This is a genomic window from Nostoc sp. MG11 (genome assembly GCF_014904695.1).
GTDB lineage: Bacteria > Cyanobacteriota > Cyanobacteriia > Cyanobacteriales > Nostocaceae > Komarekiella.
This window is the reverse complement of sequence record NZ_JACXXN010000025.1, coordinates 45,293-62,651: the sequence shown is the minus strand read 5'-3', so window position 1 is coordinate 62,651 and position 17,359 is coordinate 45,293. Positions and strand designations below refer to the sequence as shown.

19 protein-coding genes and 1 pseudogene are annotated in these 17,359 nt (G+C 42.3%); 15 read left to right on the top strand and 5 right to left on the bottom strand.

All coding sequences use genetic code 11. The annotated features are described in order from the left end of the window. Positions 1–75: 75 nt before the first annotated feature. Positions 76–597: a hypothetical protein gene (locus HCR01_RS25935; protein ID WP_193198937.1), complete on the bottom strand. Its 522-nt coding sequence runs from the start codon at positions 595–597 to the stop codon at positions 76–78. A gap of 94 nt (positions 598–691) precedes the next feature. On the opposite strand from HCR01_RS25935, the gene nfi reads away from it, so the two are divergent. The 10 genes from nfi to HCR01_RS25885 all read left to right on the top strand — a co-directional run bounded on the left by nfi (position 692) and on the right by HCR01_RS25885 (position 11,997). Next, positions 692–1,357, top strand: a complete 666-nt coding sequence (gene nfi / locus HCR01_RS25930; protein WP_193198936.1) for a deoxyribonuclease V — start codon at positions 692–694, stop codon at positions 1,355–1,357. Positions 1,358–1,484: 127 nt separating this feature from the next. Further along, on the top strand, positions 1,485–2,084 hold the full coding sequence (locus HCR01_RS25925; protein WP_193198935.1) for an FHA domain-containing protein: 600 nt from the start codon (positions 1,485–1,487) through the stop codon (positions 2,082–2,084). A 137-nt stretch (positions 2,085–2,221) separates the two neighbouring features. Further along, the gene (locus HCR01_RS25920) at positions 2,222–4,177 is read left to right on the top strand and encodes an FHA domain-containing protein (protein ID WP_193198934.1); all 1,956 of its coding nucleotides are present in this window, start codon (positions 2,222–2,224) and stop codon (positions 4,175–4,177) included. Between the two features lie 46 nt (positions 4,178–4,223). Beyond that, complete coding sequence (locus HCR01_RS25915) at positions 4,224–5,111, top strand: CPBP family intramembrane glutamic endopeptidase (RefSeq protein WP_193198933.1); 888 nt, start codon at positions 4,224–4,226, stop codon at positions 5,109–5,111. A gap of 66 nt (positions 5,112–5,177) precedes the next feature. Further along, complete coding sequence (locus HCR01_RS25910) at positions 5,178–5,891, top strand: GDSL-type esterase/lipase family protein (protein WP_193198932.1); 714 nt, start codon at positions 5,178–5,180, stop codon at positions 5,889–5,891. A gap of 140 nt (positions 5,892–6,031) precedes the next feature. Next, on the top strand, positions 6,032–6,466 hold the full coding sequence (locus HCR01_RS25905; RefSeq protein ID WP_193198931.1) for a hypothetical protein: 435 nt from the start codon (positions 6,032–6,034) through the stop codon (positions 6,464–6,466). 203 nt (positions 6,467–6,669) lie between these two features. After that, positions 6,670–7,959: a cation:proton antiporter gene (locus HCR01_RS25900; protein WP_193198930.1), complete on the top strand. Its 1,290-nt coding sequence runs from the start codon at positions 6,670–6,672 to the stop codon at positions 7,957–7,959. A 220-nt stretch (positions 7,960–8,179) separates the two neighbouring features. Beyond that, positions 8,180–10,384 carry a cation:proton antiporter gene (locus tag HCR01_RS25895; protein WP_193198929.1) on the top strand — a complete coding sequence of 735 codons (2,205 nt, stop codon included), beginning with the start codon at positions 8,180–8,182 and terminating at the stop codon, positions 10,382–10,384. 4 nt (positions 10,385–10,388) lie between these two features. After that, positions 10,389–10,901: a hypothetical protein gene (locus tag HCR01_RS25890; protein WP_193198928.1), complete on the top strand. Its 513-nt coding sequence runs from the start codon at positions 10,389–10,391 to the stop codon at positions 10,899–10,901. 244 nt (positions 10,902–11,145) lie between these two features. Next, on the top strand, positions 11,146–11,997 hold the full coding sequence (locus tag HCR01_RS25885; protein ID WP_193198927.1) for an AMIN domain-containing protein: 852 nt from the start codon (positions 11,146–11,148) through the stop codon (positions 11,995–11,997). A 72-nt stretch (positions 11,998–12,069) separates the two neighbouring features. On the opposite strand, the gene HCR01_RS25880 is transcribed toward HCR01_RS25885, so the two are convergent. Continuing rightward, positions 12,070–12,609 carry a DUF3172 domain-containing protein gene (locus HCR01_RS25880; protein ID WP_162396603.1) on the bottom strand — a complete coding sequence of 180 codons (540 nt, stop codon included), beginning with the start codon at positions 12,607–12,609 and terminating at the stop codon, positions 12,070–12,072. A 420-nt stretch (positions 12,610–13,029) separates the two neighbouring features. Here HCR01_RS25880 and HCR01_RS25875 point away from each other — a divergent pair, with 420 nt between their 5' ends. Both HCR01_RS25875 and HCR01_RS25870 read left to right on the top strand, forming a co-directional pair. Beyond that, positions 13,030–13,857 (top strand): ABC transporter permease, encoded by an 828-nt coding sequence (locus tag HCR01_RS25875; protein ID WP_193198926.1) that lies wholly within the window; start codon positions 13,030–13,032, stop codon positions 13,855–13,857. Between the two features lie 95 nt (positions 13,858–13,952). Then, positions 13,953–14,135 (top strand): annotated as a pseudogene (locus tag HCR01_RS25870) (GNAT family N-acetyltransferase); the annotation flags it as partial. A gap of 33 nt (positions 14,136–14,168) precedes the next feature. On the opposite strand, the gene HCR01_RS25865 reads toward HCR01_RS25870, so the two are convergent. From HCR01_RS25865 to HCR01_RS25855, 3 genes are all read right to left on the bottom strand, one after another. Continuing rightward, a complete protein-coding gene (locus tag HCR01_RS25865; RefSeq protein WP_193198924.1) occupies positions 14,169–14,645 on the bottom strand; it encodes an NAD(P)H-quinone oxidoreductase subunit N in 477 nt (158 codons plus the stop codon). 189 nt (positions 14,646–14,834) lie between these two features. Then, positions 14,835–14,990: a hypothetical protein gene (locus HCR01_RS25860; protein ID WP_193198923.1), complete on the bottom strand. Its 156-nt coding sequence runs from the start codon at positions 14,988–14,990 to the stop codon at positions 14,835–14,837. Positions 14,991–15,350: 360 nt separating this feature from the next. Continuing rightward, the gene (locus HCR01_RS25855; protein ID WP_193198922.1) at positions 15,351–15,587 is read right to left on the bottom strand and encodes a hypothetical protein; all 237 of its coding nucleotides are present in this window, start codon (positions 15,585–15,587) and stop codon (positions 15,351–15,353) included. Positions 15,588–15,730: 143 nt separating this feature from the next. On the opposite strand from HCR01_RS25855, the gene rplC reads away from it, so the two are divergent. From rplC to HCR01_RS25840, 3 genes are read left to right on the top strand one after another with little or no spacing between them, the layout of a single operon-like run. Next, a complete protein-coding gene (gene rplC / locus HCR01_RS25850; protein WP_193198921.1) occupies positions 15,731–16,366 on the top strand; it encodes a 50S ribosomal protein L3 in 636 nt (211 codons plus the stop codon). Between the two features lie 48 nt (positions 16,367–16,414). After that, a complete protein-coding gene (gene rplD, locus HCR01_RS25845) occupies positions 16,415–17,047 on the top strand; it encodes a 50S ribosomal protein L4 (RefSeq protein WP_193198956.1) in 633 nt (210 codons plus the stop codon). Then, entirely contained in the window at positions 17,040–17,354 is a 315-nt protein-coding gene (locus tag HCR01_RS25840) for a 50S ribosomal protein L23 (RefSeq protein ID WP_162396598.1), read from the top strand. Before rplD ends, HCR01_RS25840 begins: the two co-directional genes overlap by 8 nt. Positions 17,355–17,359: the final 5 nt, after the last annotated feature.

The window sequence follows — 17,359 nt, the reverse complement described above, 5'->3', positions numbered from 1 at the left end:
CTATTACTAGAAATGGAGTGTTTTTTTACTTTCCGATTATATTGTGTCAAACATTATCCACAAAATATTAAAACACTAGCGTTCAATTGTAATCACAGATATACCGTTACTAATACTCACCTTTTGAATAAACATATTCTTACATGATGAAAAAATATCATTTGTCATTTTATTTGCAAGACTTTCAAAATTTTGGGTTGTTAATCCGCGTACAGTATCACCATTTAAATTAATAGAAATAGAGACAATTTGAGGATTGGTGGAAGGCTGTTCATGAATTACTGCTTCTAATTCTGCTCTTGTTACACCTAGATTAAATTCTTGACTCCAAACAGGAAACTCCTCACCTGTTTGGTATGCGTAAACTTCCACTCTTTCTATAGATGCAGCACCTAAACCAGTTATCCCTTTGTGTACAAATGTAATTAAAGCTTGCTGATTCATTAATTGAGTAGATTCCAGCATTACTTGTAAGCAAGCATCTTGAAGCGCAACCGTCGCAGTAATGCCTTTGGGTTGTAGGTGGCGATTCATTAGAGATGCGATCGCCTGTACATCTCCTTGTTTAGCAAGTTCTAAAGTATTAGGCTGTGTCATAACCAGTAAAAGAGAAAAGCTGAGAAAATAATCTTCTATCTCAGGATTCCCGGTTTACAGGTACAAGCAACATTTCATAATTCCAACTTTAAATATGAAGATTGATCAACCTCATGCTTGGCCCCTAACAGTAGAAGAAGCGATCGCTATTCAAGAAAAGTTGCGAAATCAGGTAATTACTGAAGATATATTCAAAGAACCTGTACGGTACGTTGCTGGCGTGGATATGGGTTTTGAAGCCGATGGAACGATTAGCCGTGCAGCGGTGGCGGTGCTGAGTTTTCCCGATTTGCAAGTAGTCGAAACGAGTTTAGCACGTCGTCCTACTACGTTTCCTTACATTCCTGGTTTCCTCTCATTTCGGGAAATCCCTGCTGTACTTGATGCCCTAGAAAAGATTCAGATAATACCAGATATCATCCTGTGTGATGGTCAGGGAATTGCTCATCCTCGCAGATTAGGTATAGCTAGCCATTTAGGGCTAATTATAGATATACCGACGATTGGTGTAGCAAAATCGTTGTTAATCGGCAAGCATGAAGATTTACCAGAAAACAGAGGAAGTTTGCAACCACTAACACATCGAGGTGAAACAATTGGAGCAGTTTTACGAACACGTACAGGAGTAAAACCTGTTTATATTTCCAGTGGTCATAGAGTCAGCTTACCAACAGCAATTAACTATGTATTACGCTGCACACCAAAGTATCGCTTGCCAGAAACCACACGTATTGCAGATAAATTAGCATCTGCGAGATAAAGCATAGATTCTCAATATCATTTTGTTGAAGTTTGTTCTAAATACTTGCTTGCTTCTGCTCAATCGTGTTAGGAATCGCACAGAAAGAAGTTGAAGTAGCTAAATACGAGTTACCCAAGTTAGAACAATGAACGCACTAACTTTACAGTGGCACGATGCAGGTCAAGATAAAACTCAGAATATTTACGAACAACAGCCAAGCAAAAATCCTGGCACTATCCGCATAGGCCGCGATCCACTCCGGTGCGACATTGTTCTGAGTAACCCTACCGTATCTGGTTTGCACGTTGAAATCTTTTTTCATAACCAGCAACAACGCTTTTATATCAGAAATTTGCGATCGCAGAATCCCCCCCTGATAGATGGACAGCAACTAGTCCAGGGTGAAAGACCTTTAACTCAAGGCACAGTTATCTATTTAGGGCAAACGAAACTTCAAGTCACCAGCGTTTCAATCAACAGCATTCCAGCAACAATTTTGACACCACCGCAAGCACAAGCGGCAAACTTCCATTCACCCACACCTCTGGCATATCAGCAGCCACAAGTGCAACTAGGACATCACCATCATCAACCCAAACCTTCAGCACCACCTCAAGGAGTTTATGGCTTAGAGTGTCCCAAATGTCATAAAGTTTCCCCTGCTGAGAATTTGCAAGTTGGCTGTCGTTGGTGCGGAACATCTTTAGCTGCGGCAGTCAGTGTGCTAGTAGCACCCAGTAGTTAGAAAGAGGGGAGAAGGGGGGCAGAGGGGCAGGGGGAGCAGAGGGACATAGGAAGAATAACTAATGACCTTTGACTCTGACCCTTGACCCTTGACTCTTGACCCTTGACTCTTGACCCTTGACTCTTGACAAATGACAAATGACAAATGACTTACAAATTCAATTAAGTTGGGAAGATCCAGCAACGGGAGAACGGCGGGAACCAAAGTTAAATCTACCCATCGCTTTTGGTCGAGAATTCGCCCGCTTACCTGCCGAAATTGGAGGACAACGCGTCTCCAGAATGCTGCTTAATAGTAACGAAGTTTCTCGCTACCATGCCCTAATTGACTGGGAACAAAACCAATTGGTAGTGATTGACCAAGGTAGTGTAAACGGTATATTTGTCAACGGTCAACAACAAACACGCAGTGTTTTGACTAATGGGGATGTGCTGCAAATTGGCCCATACATGATGGCGGTAATATTTGCCACCAATGTATCCGCGCAAATCACCAGCCCTCCTTCAACAATTCAGTTTAACCCCAATACTAATCTCCCAGACCCCAGCTTATCCCCAGCGCTGTCTACACCCTCAAGAAGCAATTTTCCACCACCAGCTTTTCAGGCGGAAAATGTCGTTGTACAAGCACTTCATGCTACAGGCTTACCAGTAGATGAATCTGATTATCTGGCGATTGGGGCGGGGTTGGGTAGCTTTGTCTGGGTTGATTTGCTGCGAATTAGTGGTGTCCATGCCGACAAGATTGTGGCTTTGGGATTAGAGGGGGAGCCGTATGCTCGTTATAAGCGCCTCTGCATGAATTCGCAAATTCCCTTACATGAAAGACTACGATCTAATTCTGACTCTTGTCCCGATAATATTTGGGGCTGGCCTAGCTATGCTCTGCGAGAATCTTGGTATGATTTCACCCAAGGCAAGATAAACTCAGCATTCAGATATTTGTGGCAGGTATTTGCTGAACCAACATTTGCTGAAACTTATACACCCCGTGCAGGTAATGTCTTTGATTCCATCGACCGAGAAGCGAAGCGCATTGGCTGGAATCAAATTTATCGCTATGGGCGAGTTAGGGGAATTCGCAAAACTGATGATGGCAGGTATTGCGTAGCCTATTCTCGTGGCCCAGGAAATTATGCTTTTTTAGTTAGTCGTTATTTACATTTAGCTACTGGCTACCCAGCCATTCAGTTTCTTCCAGATTTGCAAGCTTATAGAGAAAAATATCAAGATTTTAAGTCGGTCGTGAATGCTTATGAGGCACACGATCATGTTTACCAGCAGCTAGAGCAACAGGGTGGTACGGTGTTGATTCGGGGGCGGGGGATTGTCGCTTCGCGCGTTTTTCAGCGCATTTATGAGGCAAGAAAGCAAAATCAGAATATTACAGTTTTGCATTTGATGCGATCGCCCAAACCCCAAGGTAATAAATTTCAAACTGCCCAGCGTCTAGTCAAAAATCATTACGAATTTCAACCATTTAACTGGCCTAAAGCCTGTTGGGGCGGTGAACTCCGCACCATATTAGAAAAAGCTAGTCCTGATGAACGCAAGCGCCTACTAGCGGACTGGGGCGGTACAACCACCGCTGACCGTCACGACTGGCAACGTATCACAGAACAAGGACTGAGCGAAGGCTGGTATCAAATTACCTTTGGTGAAGTACTGGGTGTAGAACGGGATGCCCAAAATCGCACTATTACCCGTATCCGGGAAAAAGGTTTTGGAGAAATGAATCTGGCTGCTGACTTTATTGTTGATGCTACTGGACTCGACGCCAAGGTAGAAACAAATCCTTTATTAGACGATTTGGTAAAACATTACAATTTGCCGCTGAATCACTTGGGGCGGTTGGTTGTGGCGAACAATTTTGAGTTGATAGAAATGCGTAGTGGCAGAGGTCAGATGTATGCAGCTGGGGCCATTACCCTTGGTGGCCCCTATGCAGCTGTTGATAGTTTTTTGGGCTTGCAGTACGCCGCGTTAGTTGCCGTTGATGGACTCGTCGCCGCCCGTGCGCCTGGAGTCCAATATTTGAATATTATAAGTTCCTATAGGCAATGGCTGAAGTGGGTGTTGAATCAATCGCCTTAGTTAAGTGAAAGTAAAGAAATTATAGGCGATCGCCCATCGTTAATTTATGACAGATCAAAATCTCGATAATCCGTTCCGTAAGCTCAAGGTTCGTAATTTGCTGTTGCGAGGTTTGTTGATCTCGTTGAGTCTTGGCTTTACACTAGGCTTTATACAAGGAATCAGTGGTTTTAAATTCAATAATCAAGTTGTACCCTTGATCCTCTACATCTTAATATTTGGGTTGCTTTGCCTCTGGGAACTGGCAGATTTCAAACGCTTTGGAATTAATCTTAAGTACGTCGTAGGTAGAGTGCCCAAAAATCATAAGTGGTTAAATACAGTAGGCTTGGTAATTCTCACCATCCTGTTTTCCCTCAGTGCCTTCCTTGTATCATTTTATCTACTGTTATTAGTCGCACCTTCCTTTGTGGAGGGAGTCCTCCGCCAGGTTGCAACTAATCCGTCCCCCCGAAGTACTGCACCTTTGTTTGACAACTTGCTAGCAGCGATCGTTTATGTGGTGATTGGCCCGATCACAGAGGAATTTCTCTTCCGAGGTATTATTTTACAACGCTGGGCGGCTAAGTGGGGCATTCGATCAGCCTTGGTCATTTCGTCGCTTTTATTTGGAATTTTACACGCGAATGTTTTGGGATTGTCCATATTTGGGATAATCATGGGGGTGTTATACATCAAAACCCGCACGCTGATTGTACCGATCGCTTGCCATGCATTGAACAATTTTCTAGCGGTGACAATGGGACTTTTCTCTAGTGAGTCGAATCCTACCTCAGCCGTGAATAGTCTAGAACAATTACGTTCTAACTGGTGGTTAGGTGTCTTACTGATGCTAGTAACATTGCCTTTGCTAGTTCGCTTTCTTTCCCAGAATTGGCCGCGCCGAGATGCAGCAGTCCCCTACTTGGTCAACGCTTATCAAGATGACGCGTAAAAATACTCATTAATGGTGTAGAAATGTATAGAATCTTGTAAAGATGTAAAATATATTCTTTTTAAGATGCAAACATTTCAAGCTACTTCCTCAATGCAGCTGTCTGTACCACCAAATCAATGCCAGCCTTTGAAGATTATCGCACTGGGAGATAGCTTAGTCTATGGATTCGGCGACCCGGAAAGAGGAGGCTGGGTTGAGCAACTGCGGCGGTGGTGGATGTTGCCGGATAGTCCCGGTCATGTTTTATATAACTTAGGAGTACGAGGCGATCGCACCCAGCAAGTAGCACAAAGGCTAGAAGTGGAATTTCGCCATCGGGGTGAACTGCGAAATCGTGTTCCCGACCTAATTATTCTATCAGTAGGTGTGAATGACTCAGCGCGGTTAACTCGTCCTAATGGACGCAATTATACAGATTTTGCCATATTTGAATCGGAAATTGCTTCTTTACTAGATTTGGCACAGCAACTCTGTCCGGTATTATTTGTAGGCATGGTTCCAGTGAATGAAGCTAAAATGGCATTTCTAGATTGCTTTTACTACAATCATGCCGAACAATACCGCTATAAAACAGCTACTCAAATTGCTTGCTCCAAGCGGCAAATTCCCTATCTGGATATTTTCCAGCAATGGATGGAACGCGGTGAAGCTTGGCGACTCAAACGCTTGAGCGAAGATGGTCTTCATCCTAATACACTAGGATATCAAGCTTTGTTAGAGGATGTACTTAATTGGAAACCATTAGCAGCTTATCATTCTAAATTGCGATCATCCTAAATATATAATTACTTTTGTATTTTCCTTCCTTGCACAAAACACCAAACTTTTGCTGGTTTTTTGAATATGAATGGGAGTAAAGTGCATTTCACAACTAATCTAAAAAACTCCCATATTTTTATTTTTTATTCAGTAATTTTATGACTCCAACTTTATTAGGTCGTTGGCAAACTCGATTATTACTACTTGCTACTGTCGGGGTGTTGGTATCCTTGCCCTTTGCAATAGGCTTAGTTGGGCCTGGTGCTAACTCAGTTTATTTTTGGATTCTCAGTTATATCGCTATCTTTGGCTTAGGTTGGGATATACTTTATAACCATCTTCAAAAATCTCGCTGGGATAGGGATTGGCCCGCAGTTTATCAACTCTTAGCTGGTATCTGGGAATTATTATTTGTCTTCTGTGGGATAAAAATTTTTGGCTTTTTACCAATACCTTTGGCAAAAGAAGAACTATCGCCAGGAGCTTTTCTTGTACATTACAGCTTTGTTTGGTTAGCAGTTTTTATTACTTCGCAAAGCCTCATGCGAATTATATTTCCCCGTTGGCGTTTCCGAGGTGGGGAGTGGTTATAAATCTTCATATATTCTGAATAACAAGATTCCCGACTTTAAGATTCCCGACTTCTTAAAGAAGTCGGGAATCTTAGTCTTAAGAGACGCGAAAATTCACGTATCTGTACTTTTGCTGTTGTTTTTCTACTGATGTGTCTTGTTGACTTAAAAGTGCTATATTTAACTCCCTCAATATCTTCTTAATTTGTGCTCAAGGAAGTAAAATGTCGAATTTTGACCTAGTTACCAAGCTCTTTCTGCAACTCACCATAATTTTAATCACTTGTCGTATTGTCACGATTCTAGGACGACGTTATCTAGGTCAAACCGATGTTGTTTGTGAAATGATCGCAGGTGTGATGTTAGGGCCATCACTTTTGGGCTTGATAACGCCAGATTTGCAGCAATGGCTGTTTCCCAAACTTCCTATTTTGACTGCACTAGGAAGCAAGATACCTAACCCATCAATGTCGATTTTATATGCTATTAGCCAAATTGGGTTAGCAATTTATATGTTTTTGATTGGATTGGAGTTTAATACCAAACTCTTAAAACATCATATTAAAAGCGCGGGATTGCTATCTGCTGCCGGAATTATTACTCCATTTATCTTAGGAGCGATCGCCTCTTTTTGGCTGTACAACAATGGCAATTTTTTCCAACCAAATGTAACACCTTGGGCTGCTGCTTTATACCTTGGTGCGTCGATGACTATTACCGCCTTTCCCATGTTAGCTAGAATCATTTACGAACGCGGTTTGGCAAAAACTCGCTTTGGTACTTTAGCTTTAGGTGCAGCATCAGTTGATGATGGAGTTGCCTGGTGTTTACTAGCGATTGTGCTTGCTAGTGTGAAAAATTCCATGAGCATTGCTGTCTTAGCAATTGGTGGTGGCATTATTTATGTATTGTTTGCAATTTTTGTAGGGCAACCTATACTTAGCATCTTCACACGCATGACAAAACGTGATGCAGGTGTGAGTAGGCAAACCCTGACTTTATTGTTAATAGTTTTGGCATTTTGCGCTTGGTTTACTGATGCCACGGGCATATATGCGATATTCGGTGCATTTGTACTTGGAGCAGTGATGCCACGTGGAGAATTTGCCCAACAAATTCGCCAATATACCGAGTTCTTTACGACTTCATTTCTACTGCCGATTTTCTTTGTTTTCTCTGGACTTAATACTCAAATTGGACTGGTAAACACACCTACTTTGTGGGGAATAACAATCTTAATTATTGCGATCGCTATTCTTGGTAAAGGTGTTTCTTGTACACTGGCAGCAAGGCTTGGGGGTGAGGATTGGCGTAATTCGGCGATTATTGGCTCATTAATGAATGCTCGTGGTTTAATGGAGTTAATCATTCTCAATGTTGGTCTTGAACAAGGTATAATCACTCCAACTTTATTTACGATCATGGTTATTATGGCGATTATTACTACACTCATGGCATCGCCATTAATTACTTTTTTATTACAAGGTACAAGCTATGAAAAATCCTCGTTTTAATAACAATAGAGCAGAATTTTGAGGTATCAATTACGTATATCTTGGTTAAATACCTATCTTTGAATTCTGGTTATAACTACTTTCATTACTGGAACTGTGTTGTAACAATTGACATCAAAACTAAGAGCGAATTAACTTTAAGTGTGTTTAACAAGGTTGACATTTTCCATTAATTTAAAGAATCATCTTAAGGAAACCGGATAGTCGCTTTTGAGGAACCATGCACACAATTATTCTCGTTCTGGTTGAGGTGCTGATTGTTATTGGACTGTCGCGGCTAATAGGGCTGGCATTCCGGTCAATTAATCAACCGCTAGTAATTGGTGAAATTGTCGCGGGGATTATGCTCGGCCCGTCTTTATTTGGTTGGATTGCCCCCCATACAGCAATTACCTTGTTCCCACCAGAAACTATTCCTTTTCTAAATGTTTTGTCTCAGGTGGGACTAATATTCTTCATGTTTCTAATTGGATTAGAGCTAAATCCAAAATACTTAAGTGGACAATTAGAAGTAGCAATTTTAACTTCTCACGTAAGCATTTTAGCGCCGTTTTCTTTAGGAACATTGCTAGCGTTGCTGCTTTATCCCCTGGTTTCCAATGCTAGTGTATCTTTTACCACCTTTGCCCTGTTTTTAGGGGCAGCAATGTCAATTACTGCTTTTCCAGTACTAGCACGAATTATTACTGAAAATAATTTGCAAGGGACACGCTTAGGAACGTTGGCGTTAACTTGTGCCGCAGTAGATGATGCGACAGCTTGGTGCTTATTAGCAGTAGCGATCGCTGTAGCTCGTACAGGTAACTTCGCTGGTGCAGTCCCCACAATTATCGAGAGCTTAGTCTACATTGCTTTTATGCTGACGGTGGGACGTTGGTTCTTGCAACGTCTGGCTACTCATTATCGCCGCACTGGACGCCTTAGCCAATTGGTTCTAGCTCTGATTTATATGGCAGTGGTTGCGTCTGCACTGATCACTGAACTAATCGGCATTCACTTAATTTTTGGGGCATTTCTCCTGGGCGCAGCAATGCCCAAGAATGCAGATTTAGTGCGGGAATTAGCGGTAAAAACTGAAGATTTTGTGCTGATATTTTTACTGCCAATATTCTTTGCCTACAGTGGTTTGCGGACGCAAATTGGCTTGCTTAACCGTCCTGAATTATGGTTGCTGTGTGCATTAGTTTTAGTAGTGGCGATCGCAGGTAAGTATATAGGCACTTATGTAGCAGCTCGTGTCAGTGGCATTAATCAGCGGGAAGCATCGGCACTTGGTTGGTTGATGAACACTCGTGGTTTGACCGAGTTGATAGTGCTAAATATTGGTTTGGAGTTAGGGGTCATTTCGCCTTTAGTATTTACCATGTTGGTCATAATGGCGTTAGTAACCACATTCATGACCTCGCCACTGCTGGAATGGACGTATCCGAAAAAGCTGATCATGTTAGATGTAGTGGAACCAGTATTGGAAGCAGAAGCAGGCATAGATGCTGCCAGTGAAACTTACACTCGTCCCTACCGGATTTTAGTACCGATTGCAAATCCCACTACACAAAGAGGTTTGGTGCAATTAGCTGTAGCGATCGCGCTGCCCACCACAGGCATTACTCTCAACCACCAACAACCCGCCATTGTTAATCCCTTGAGCTTGATTGAATTTGAAGAAGACTATGCCTTTGAAAGTACTCCAGTTGAGGCAGACCGATTAATTGCACAGCGCCGCCAGCAACTAACAGAATTGATTAATACTCTCGAACCACCAGAAACACAATCTCATGTGCATCCTATGGTTCGCATATCTAGCAATGTCGCGCGGGAAACAGCACAGATTGCCGCATTAGAACAAACAGATTTAATTTTAGTGGGATGGCATCGTCCAGCTTTTAGTAGCAATCGCTTAGGTGGACGAGTCGGGCAAATTCTGACCAATGCACCAGTTGATGTCGCAGTTTTTGTAGACAAGGGAGGCGAGCGATTAGAAAGCTTGTTGGTGCCTTATTCGGCAAATATTCATGATGATCTAGCATTGATACTTGCGCTGAGACTGCTAATCAATCACGAAAATTGTATGTTGCAAATATTACAAGTAGTAGCTAATCATGCCAAGGAAGAATTGAGTTACGAACTGCATACGATGATGGAGCAATTGCCGACTAGTGTACGCGATCGCATAGACATCAAAATTGTCGAATCCTCAGAGCCAATCCAAGCTGTCGTTGCAGCCTCAGAAGGTGTCGATCTAACAATTGCTGGCACTAGCCGTACTTGGGGAATTGAGCGTCAAACTCTAGGACGATATACAGATCAACTAGCTATTCAATGCCGCTCCTCCTTACTAATTACCCGCCGCTACAGTCAACTTACCTCTCACCTGTCCTCCGTGCTTCCTGATGTTGGTAGTCAAGAATCAAAAGTTGGGATGTGAAACTATGAATCATTTCAACTTCAAATCTTTAGCATTTTATGCTATTGCAATAAGTTCAGTACTACTGTTGTTTAAAGTCGTAACTGCTTACGGAGAAAACAATCTTCAGGCTCCTCCTGCAATTAATGGTCTTTATCATCTGACACTAGCTGAAAATTTGCCGCTGTGTGAAAAATCAGATGCCTTGATACTAAATCTTCAGCAATCAGGTATTTACTTGAATGCCTCTTTATTACCAGCAAATACTAACGCAGATATTGACGTAAAGTACTCGCTTACGGGTATGATGCTGAGAAATCAGCAGTTGAGCTTATCTGGAAAAGTTGACAGATCCATCCTTTGTAATATCTCTCGACTGCAAAATAATCCGACTAACTCAGTCACAATTCAAATGCAACTAGTGGATAGAGGCAAAATTACAGGTCAACTAACCATAAGTGGGATCTCGCAAAATCTGAGATTTACCGCCACACCACAAAAAGCTCAGGAAAAATCCCAGAAGTTAAACAGCCATTAAAACATGGACAACTGTGGAGAACAAACTGATATGTATTTAGTTTGCAGTATTGTCGTAGCTAAAGAAAGTAGGGACGCGGAGGAGAAATAACCAATGTCTTCTGTCCCTTAACTTCTGACTCCTATTTCAACATGCAATCTTGTTTGCCGATTAGCTTAGGAAATTAGTAACCCGTAATTAGGAATTGCTATATTGCTAGTCGATAAACCATAATTTATAGCTCAACCTACAAGGGATCAAAAGAATGGACAAGGGACTAAAGACTAGGAAATTTTTCCAATGGTACAAGCAGCTGTTTGGCGTCAGCTTGTTTAGCTTGTACGTGACAATTGCCCTTGAAACTGTTAGCAGTGCTGCTACACCAGTAGCAAAACTAGACGATTGGCGCTTTTATCCAGAGAAAGTACAACTAGAAATTACTCTCTCCGCAGGTACTACCCCCCGCTATTTCTACCTTGCCCAACCACCTCGTATTGTTTTAGATCTGCCAGATACTCAGTTGGGCTATGTTTCTACTCAACAAAATTATTCTGGAGCAATTCAAAGAATTCGCGTTTCTCAATTGAACGCAAGTAGCACCCGCATCGTCTTAGATTTAGCACCAAGTACTTCTTTACATCTAAAGCAGCTGCAACTGCAACGCGTTTCCCAAAACAACTCCACTCGCTGGGTTTTACGTCCTGTCACTCCTGGTTATAGTACTTCTGTGCAACCAGTATATTCTTCGCCTTCACCTAATAACCTACCTCAAATACCCCATAACTACTCACAGCCGTCTAGTAATCTACCGCTAACGACTACTAACGCACAACCGCCCTTGTTCACGCTTCCGCCCCCATCGAGCGACCTACCGCAAACAACTAATCCACAGCAGCCTTTTGTAACTGTTCCTCCTCTGGCTCCTAACCAACCCTCTCAACTACCTAATTCTATTCTTCCCCCTGCCACTTTCCCAAATCAACCTGGTAATTTAAACAGCATTACTCCTTTAAACCAGTCTGAATTTCCAGTACCAACAACCCCGAATAATCGATCTAATGATCCCAATATCGAGGTGATTGAGTTTGGTCAACCTTTACCCAAAACTAGATACTAAAAATTCAAAGTGATTGGAAATTGGGCATAGAATATCAACAAAAGTAATTCTGCCTATGCCCCATGCCCAAATTTAGAATCTGTCTGTTTCTTGAGGTGAGCCAACTGCTCCTGGTTGAGCCGTAAAGAAGTTTTGAGCAGCCTCATTCTGATATATACACCTAATATCAGGTTTATCACTGTCTAAGTTACCTGTAAAGCCAAAGGTATTCAGTCGGTTTTTGCAATCTCTTACCTGGTCAGATGTAACCAGCTTACGTTGCTCTAAAAGCGCCCAGTTATTTTGTCGGATGACGCATCCAGGACGCATACTAGGCTGAGCAACATAGACGTTGAAGGGGTTGAGAGTGACAAACAGTCTAGCGTCCATCACCATAGCGCTGGCTCCATACTGCACGCAAATCTCAGGGTTAGGTGCTTTAGTATCAATAAATTCACGGGAAGCCACATTTGATGGAGCTAACGTGGTTGTAGAACTAAAAGCAATGCCAATCCCAATTCCTAATATCAACACCCCCCCCAAAATTGCGATGGTGGTGAAGTTGAACAGAGGGGATTGGAAAGCAGAGGGTTTAGAAGTAGTAGCCTGTCTACCAGTAGATTTACGTCTCATTGTTGCTTAATCACCTTCACGCCGATTGGGCTGGGAGTGGTTTAAACTTCTCTCCCTCTTTCAGTATGCCGAGTCTTGACTGTAATTGCCTGCAACCTTACGTGCAATTTTCTTAATTAAATGACAAAAATAGCAAATAAGTTTAGATGTCTAGGCAGAATTTCAACCTTTCCAGGTTTTTGTTTTTCTTAAAATCAACATAATAATATTTCAATCGTTAATTATATCATGTTTTTGATTGGTTTGAGATAACTAGGATTGAGTTTGCCAATATGACACTATTAAAATGCATGGCTTATCTAATTTTAGCTTTTTTAAATTTCAATTTCTCAAACTTAGAGCTTTTAGTTACTTCTAGTAATTGATGCACCAAAAAATGTAAATTAATAGTTGATAAAATTTTTGATAAGTAACTAGAAAGTGACATTTCCCAAAGCATTACTCTCAAGCAAGAGGTTTAAAACTTCTCAATTTCAAATCCTCATAGCGGATAGTTTGACTATTTTTTGGGGCGATTGGCTCGATTTACGTGTAAGAATAGTACAAGTTGCTGCATCAGGCTTAATATCTCCACTTATATACATCTTAGCTTTTGGGCTGGGTTTGGGTAGTTCAATCAAGCCAGACTCAGGAATCAGTGGTAATTATGACAACTATTTAGAATTCATACTACCAGGGATGGTAGCGCTGTCGTCGATGACAATTAGCTTTGGTGGGACGACATTTTCGATTTGCGGGGACAGAATCTTTACCAAAACCTTTGAGGAGTTGTTACTAGCACCCATACATCCGTTAGCGTTGCACATTGGTAAAATGCTAGCAGGGATAGTGCGGGGGTTGATGACTTCTGGTTCAGTAATTTTAGTAGCAGTGCTGTTAACCGGGAACTGGAATTTTCTCAATCCACTATTTCTACTGTTGGTAGTACTGAATTGTGCTGTATTTGCAGGGTTGGGGGTGATTGTCGGGTTGAGTGTGCGATCACTAGAATCAGTAGGACTCTACAACAACTTTGTGATCATCCCCATGTCTTTTTTAGGAGCTACTTTCTTTGATCCTGGAACATTACCAATTGCCTTGAAAGCCGTTGTTTACCTATTACCGTTGACTTATGCCAGCATCGGATTGCGTGCAGCGGCCCATTTGCCATTATCTCAGTTTCCTTGGTACAGCGTGCCGATTTTGCTAGTGATAGCGATCGCCCTTTCTCTGTGGGGTGGTTATAAATTTGCTCATCAACAAGATTAATATCTTCGTTTATGGTAGCGACAGTAGAACGAGAAATACCAATTTATCGTTTACAGGAATTTGCTTTTATTCACGATATCTAAGTTGAACCAGAATATCACCAAAACAGACTTGCACGACAAATGGTGATACTAAGTGTTGAACGCTTTCATCAAATGGGTGTTAACCAAATTCGGCTAGATACAGCAGTAGTCAATGAAGTTGTACGCCGATTGTTTGCATCTTGTGGTTTTCGAGCCAGCACTATCGAAATGCTGATTGAAGTCATTAGTCATTAGTGATCAAAATGACTAATGACTAATGACTAAGGACTAACTAGCTAACAGCGTTTTTTCTAGAGGCGTCCAACGGAAGTAGCGATCGCCACCTCTCTCAATGACTACTTTTACTCGTGGTTCCAAACTAGGTAAAGTTACTAAAAACTCAAGTTCCTGATTGGAAAGAATATGTCCTTCAATAATCCACAAGACCAGCCCCTTTGACTTTGGTGGTAACTGTTCTAAGTGATAATTGATAATTGGTGGTGCATAATATACATAACCCACCGCTGCACCACTACCAGTGCTTTTTTTACCAAGATGAGGAGGTCTGACTCCATGAACTCTTGTGAGATATGCAGCCACATCGCCCAGTCCCCTAGCAGTAATGTGGAGGGTATTATAGCCAGCTGCACGCAGTCGGCGTTGATAACGTCCCTCGTAACCTCCTTCTAGAGGTACGTACACACCAAGAGCGCCAAATTTTTCCAGGTCGCGGATTAAAGCGTTACCAGTGGTAATCAATGCCATAAATTTTCGTCTTATCCCACTCAGATATCTCTATTATTTACCGTGAACCGCGAGATTGAGTTCAACAATAACTTATGAACTAGATTTGGTTCGCTTTATGAGGTTAATAGGATTTTAAGCTTTGAATTCTCTGTTCTGTATTGAAGACACTTCCTACTTGTAGCTGGGAAGAGAAATATTACTTACAATTCAGTACTCAGTTCTTTGACTCACAATTCCCCGCGTCAGCCCTACAATATTTCGTGAGTTGCTAGATGAATCATGGGCGCTTTCGGAAGCATCTGTTATGATTGCAAACTTTGTTACTTGATTTGCTGCGATCGCCTCAACCTTTAGGTTGACCATTTCGCCTCTTACCCTTGATAGATAAGCAAAGAGAGGGATTTAGTCGAATCTATAGACAAAAATGAATAATTGATATATATTATTAGATTGTGACCAAACATGAAAATTAAGCTGCCTTTTGTTCCCACTGTTTGAGTTAGTTAATGCCTCAATTGTAAATTGGACAAACTGACTCAAATTGGTTAAAACACTGGTAAGCTAGATATTTCGTACAGTCAATTTTAAGCTTGTAGCTTAAAATTAAAACTAGCCATGAGAAAAAAGCTGCATTCACTCCTGTAGCCCCTGAACAACTAGGCAAAACCTTAAACGATAGCTTAAGGTATTTAGTGAAGTAGAAACTGAGCAGTAGCGTTGGTTTCACGGCTTTGCATCAGTCTCAGTTAACGGATACTGAGCGGAAAATATCCGCTTAAGTCCAACTGCAACCAGGAAGTGCCAGAGCAATTGCTTGGACAAAAGCATTGCTGCACACAGCTTGAAGCTGTAGCGCCTTGCATCATTCCAGAAGATACTCCTTCCTAATGGGAGGGAAGTTGTGGCTATTCTGGTGAGCCAGCGAGTGAAAGTAAGCGATTCACCAAACAGTATGGACACAGTTTGGTGCGTCCTGAGAAATCTGGTTCGGCGTCAGCTGCGCCAAATTTTGGAGGCCTCTCCACCCAAGACCAATGTTGACAATCATGTGTCCTCTAAAGTCCAATTCCAAAGTCAGCAAGTAGAAAGGAGAACCAGTCGCAGTGTCAGTAGGTATTCTCGGCACCAAGCTGGGTATGACCCAAATATTTGACGCGTCAGGAGTAGCTATTCCTGTCACCGTTATACAAGCAGGGCCATGCACAGTTACACAAGTTAAAACGAAACAAACCGACGGTTACGCTGCTATCCAAGTCGGTTATCACGAAGTTAAATCAAAAGCTTTAAACAGGCCACTGTTGGGTCACTTGTCTAAATCATCTGCGCCAGCATTGCGTCATTTAAATGAGTATCACACCGATAGTTCAGGTGATTATGCTTTAGGTCAGCAGATTAAAGCAGATATTTTTAGTGAAGGTCAAATAGTCGATGTAATCGGTACAAGTATCGGCCGCGGTTTTGCGGGGAACCAGAAGCGCAACAACTTTGGTCGGGGGCCAATGTCACATGGTTCCAAAAACCATAGAGCGCCAGGTTCTATTGGTGCTGGTACAACGCCAGGTCGTGTCTATCCAGGTAAGCGGATGGCAGGGCGTTTAGGCGGTAAACGCATCACAATCCGCAAGCTGACTGTCGTGAAAGTAGACGCGGAACGCAACTTATTACTAATTAAAGGAGCCATTCCTGGTAAACCAGGGGCGTTAGTGAACGTTGTGCCTGCAAAACAAGTTGGGAAGTAGTCATTAGTCAAATGACTAATGACTAATGACAAAGGACAAATAAGGAAAATGGTTGAAAGTGTAGTTAAAAATTGGCAAGGGGAACAAGTCGGAGAGAAGACCTTCGAGTTGCGAGTTGCTAAAGAGGAAACGGCAGCGCATATTGTGCATAGAGCCTTAGTACGACAATTGACCAATTCTCGCCAAGGAACTGCCAGTACAAAAACTCGTTCCGAAGTTAGAGGCGGCGGTCGCAAACCTTGGCGGCAAAAAGGTACTGGTCGTGCTCGTGCAGGTTCTATTCGTTCACCACTATGGCGTGGTGGTGGTGTGATATTTGGGCCAAAGCCCAGAGACTTCAATCTGAAGTTAAACCGCAAAGAACGGCGTTTAGCACTGAGGACAGCCTTGGTCGGTCGTATTGACGATTTGATTGTAGTAGAAGAATTTGGCAACGAGCTATCCCGCCCAAAAACCCAAGAATTAGTGGCAGCACTGGCTCGTTGGGGAGCAGCACCAGAAACTAAGACACTGTTAATTTTGTCTGAGTTTCCTGAAAACGTATATTTGTCAGCCCGCAATATAGAAAATTTAAAGCTAATTGCAGCTGACCAGCTAAATGTTTACGATTTGCTGCACGCTGACAAGATTGTAACTACGGCATCAGCCCTAGAAAAAATCCAGGAGGTCTACAGTGCCTAGCTTTGACCCCCGTGATCTTGCTGACTTAGTACGTCGCCCAATTGTCACAGAGAAGGCGACCATGCTGATGGAGCAGAATAAATACACTTTTGAAGTAATTCCGAAAGCAACCAAGCCCCAAATCAAAGCGGCGATCGAAGACCTATTTCAAGTCAAGGTTGTACAAGTCAATACTGCGCTACCACCGCGTAAAAAGCGTCGCGTTGGCAGATTTATTGGTTACAAGCCCCAATATAAGCGAGCCATAGTTACTGTCGCGCCTGGGGACGAAGACAAGATTAGACAAGTTCTATTCCCAGAGGTTTAAAGCTA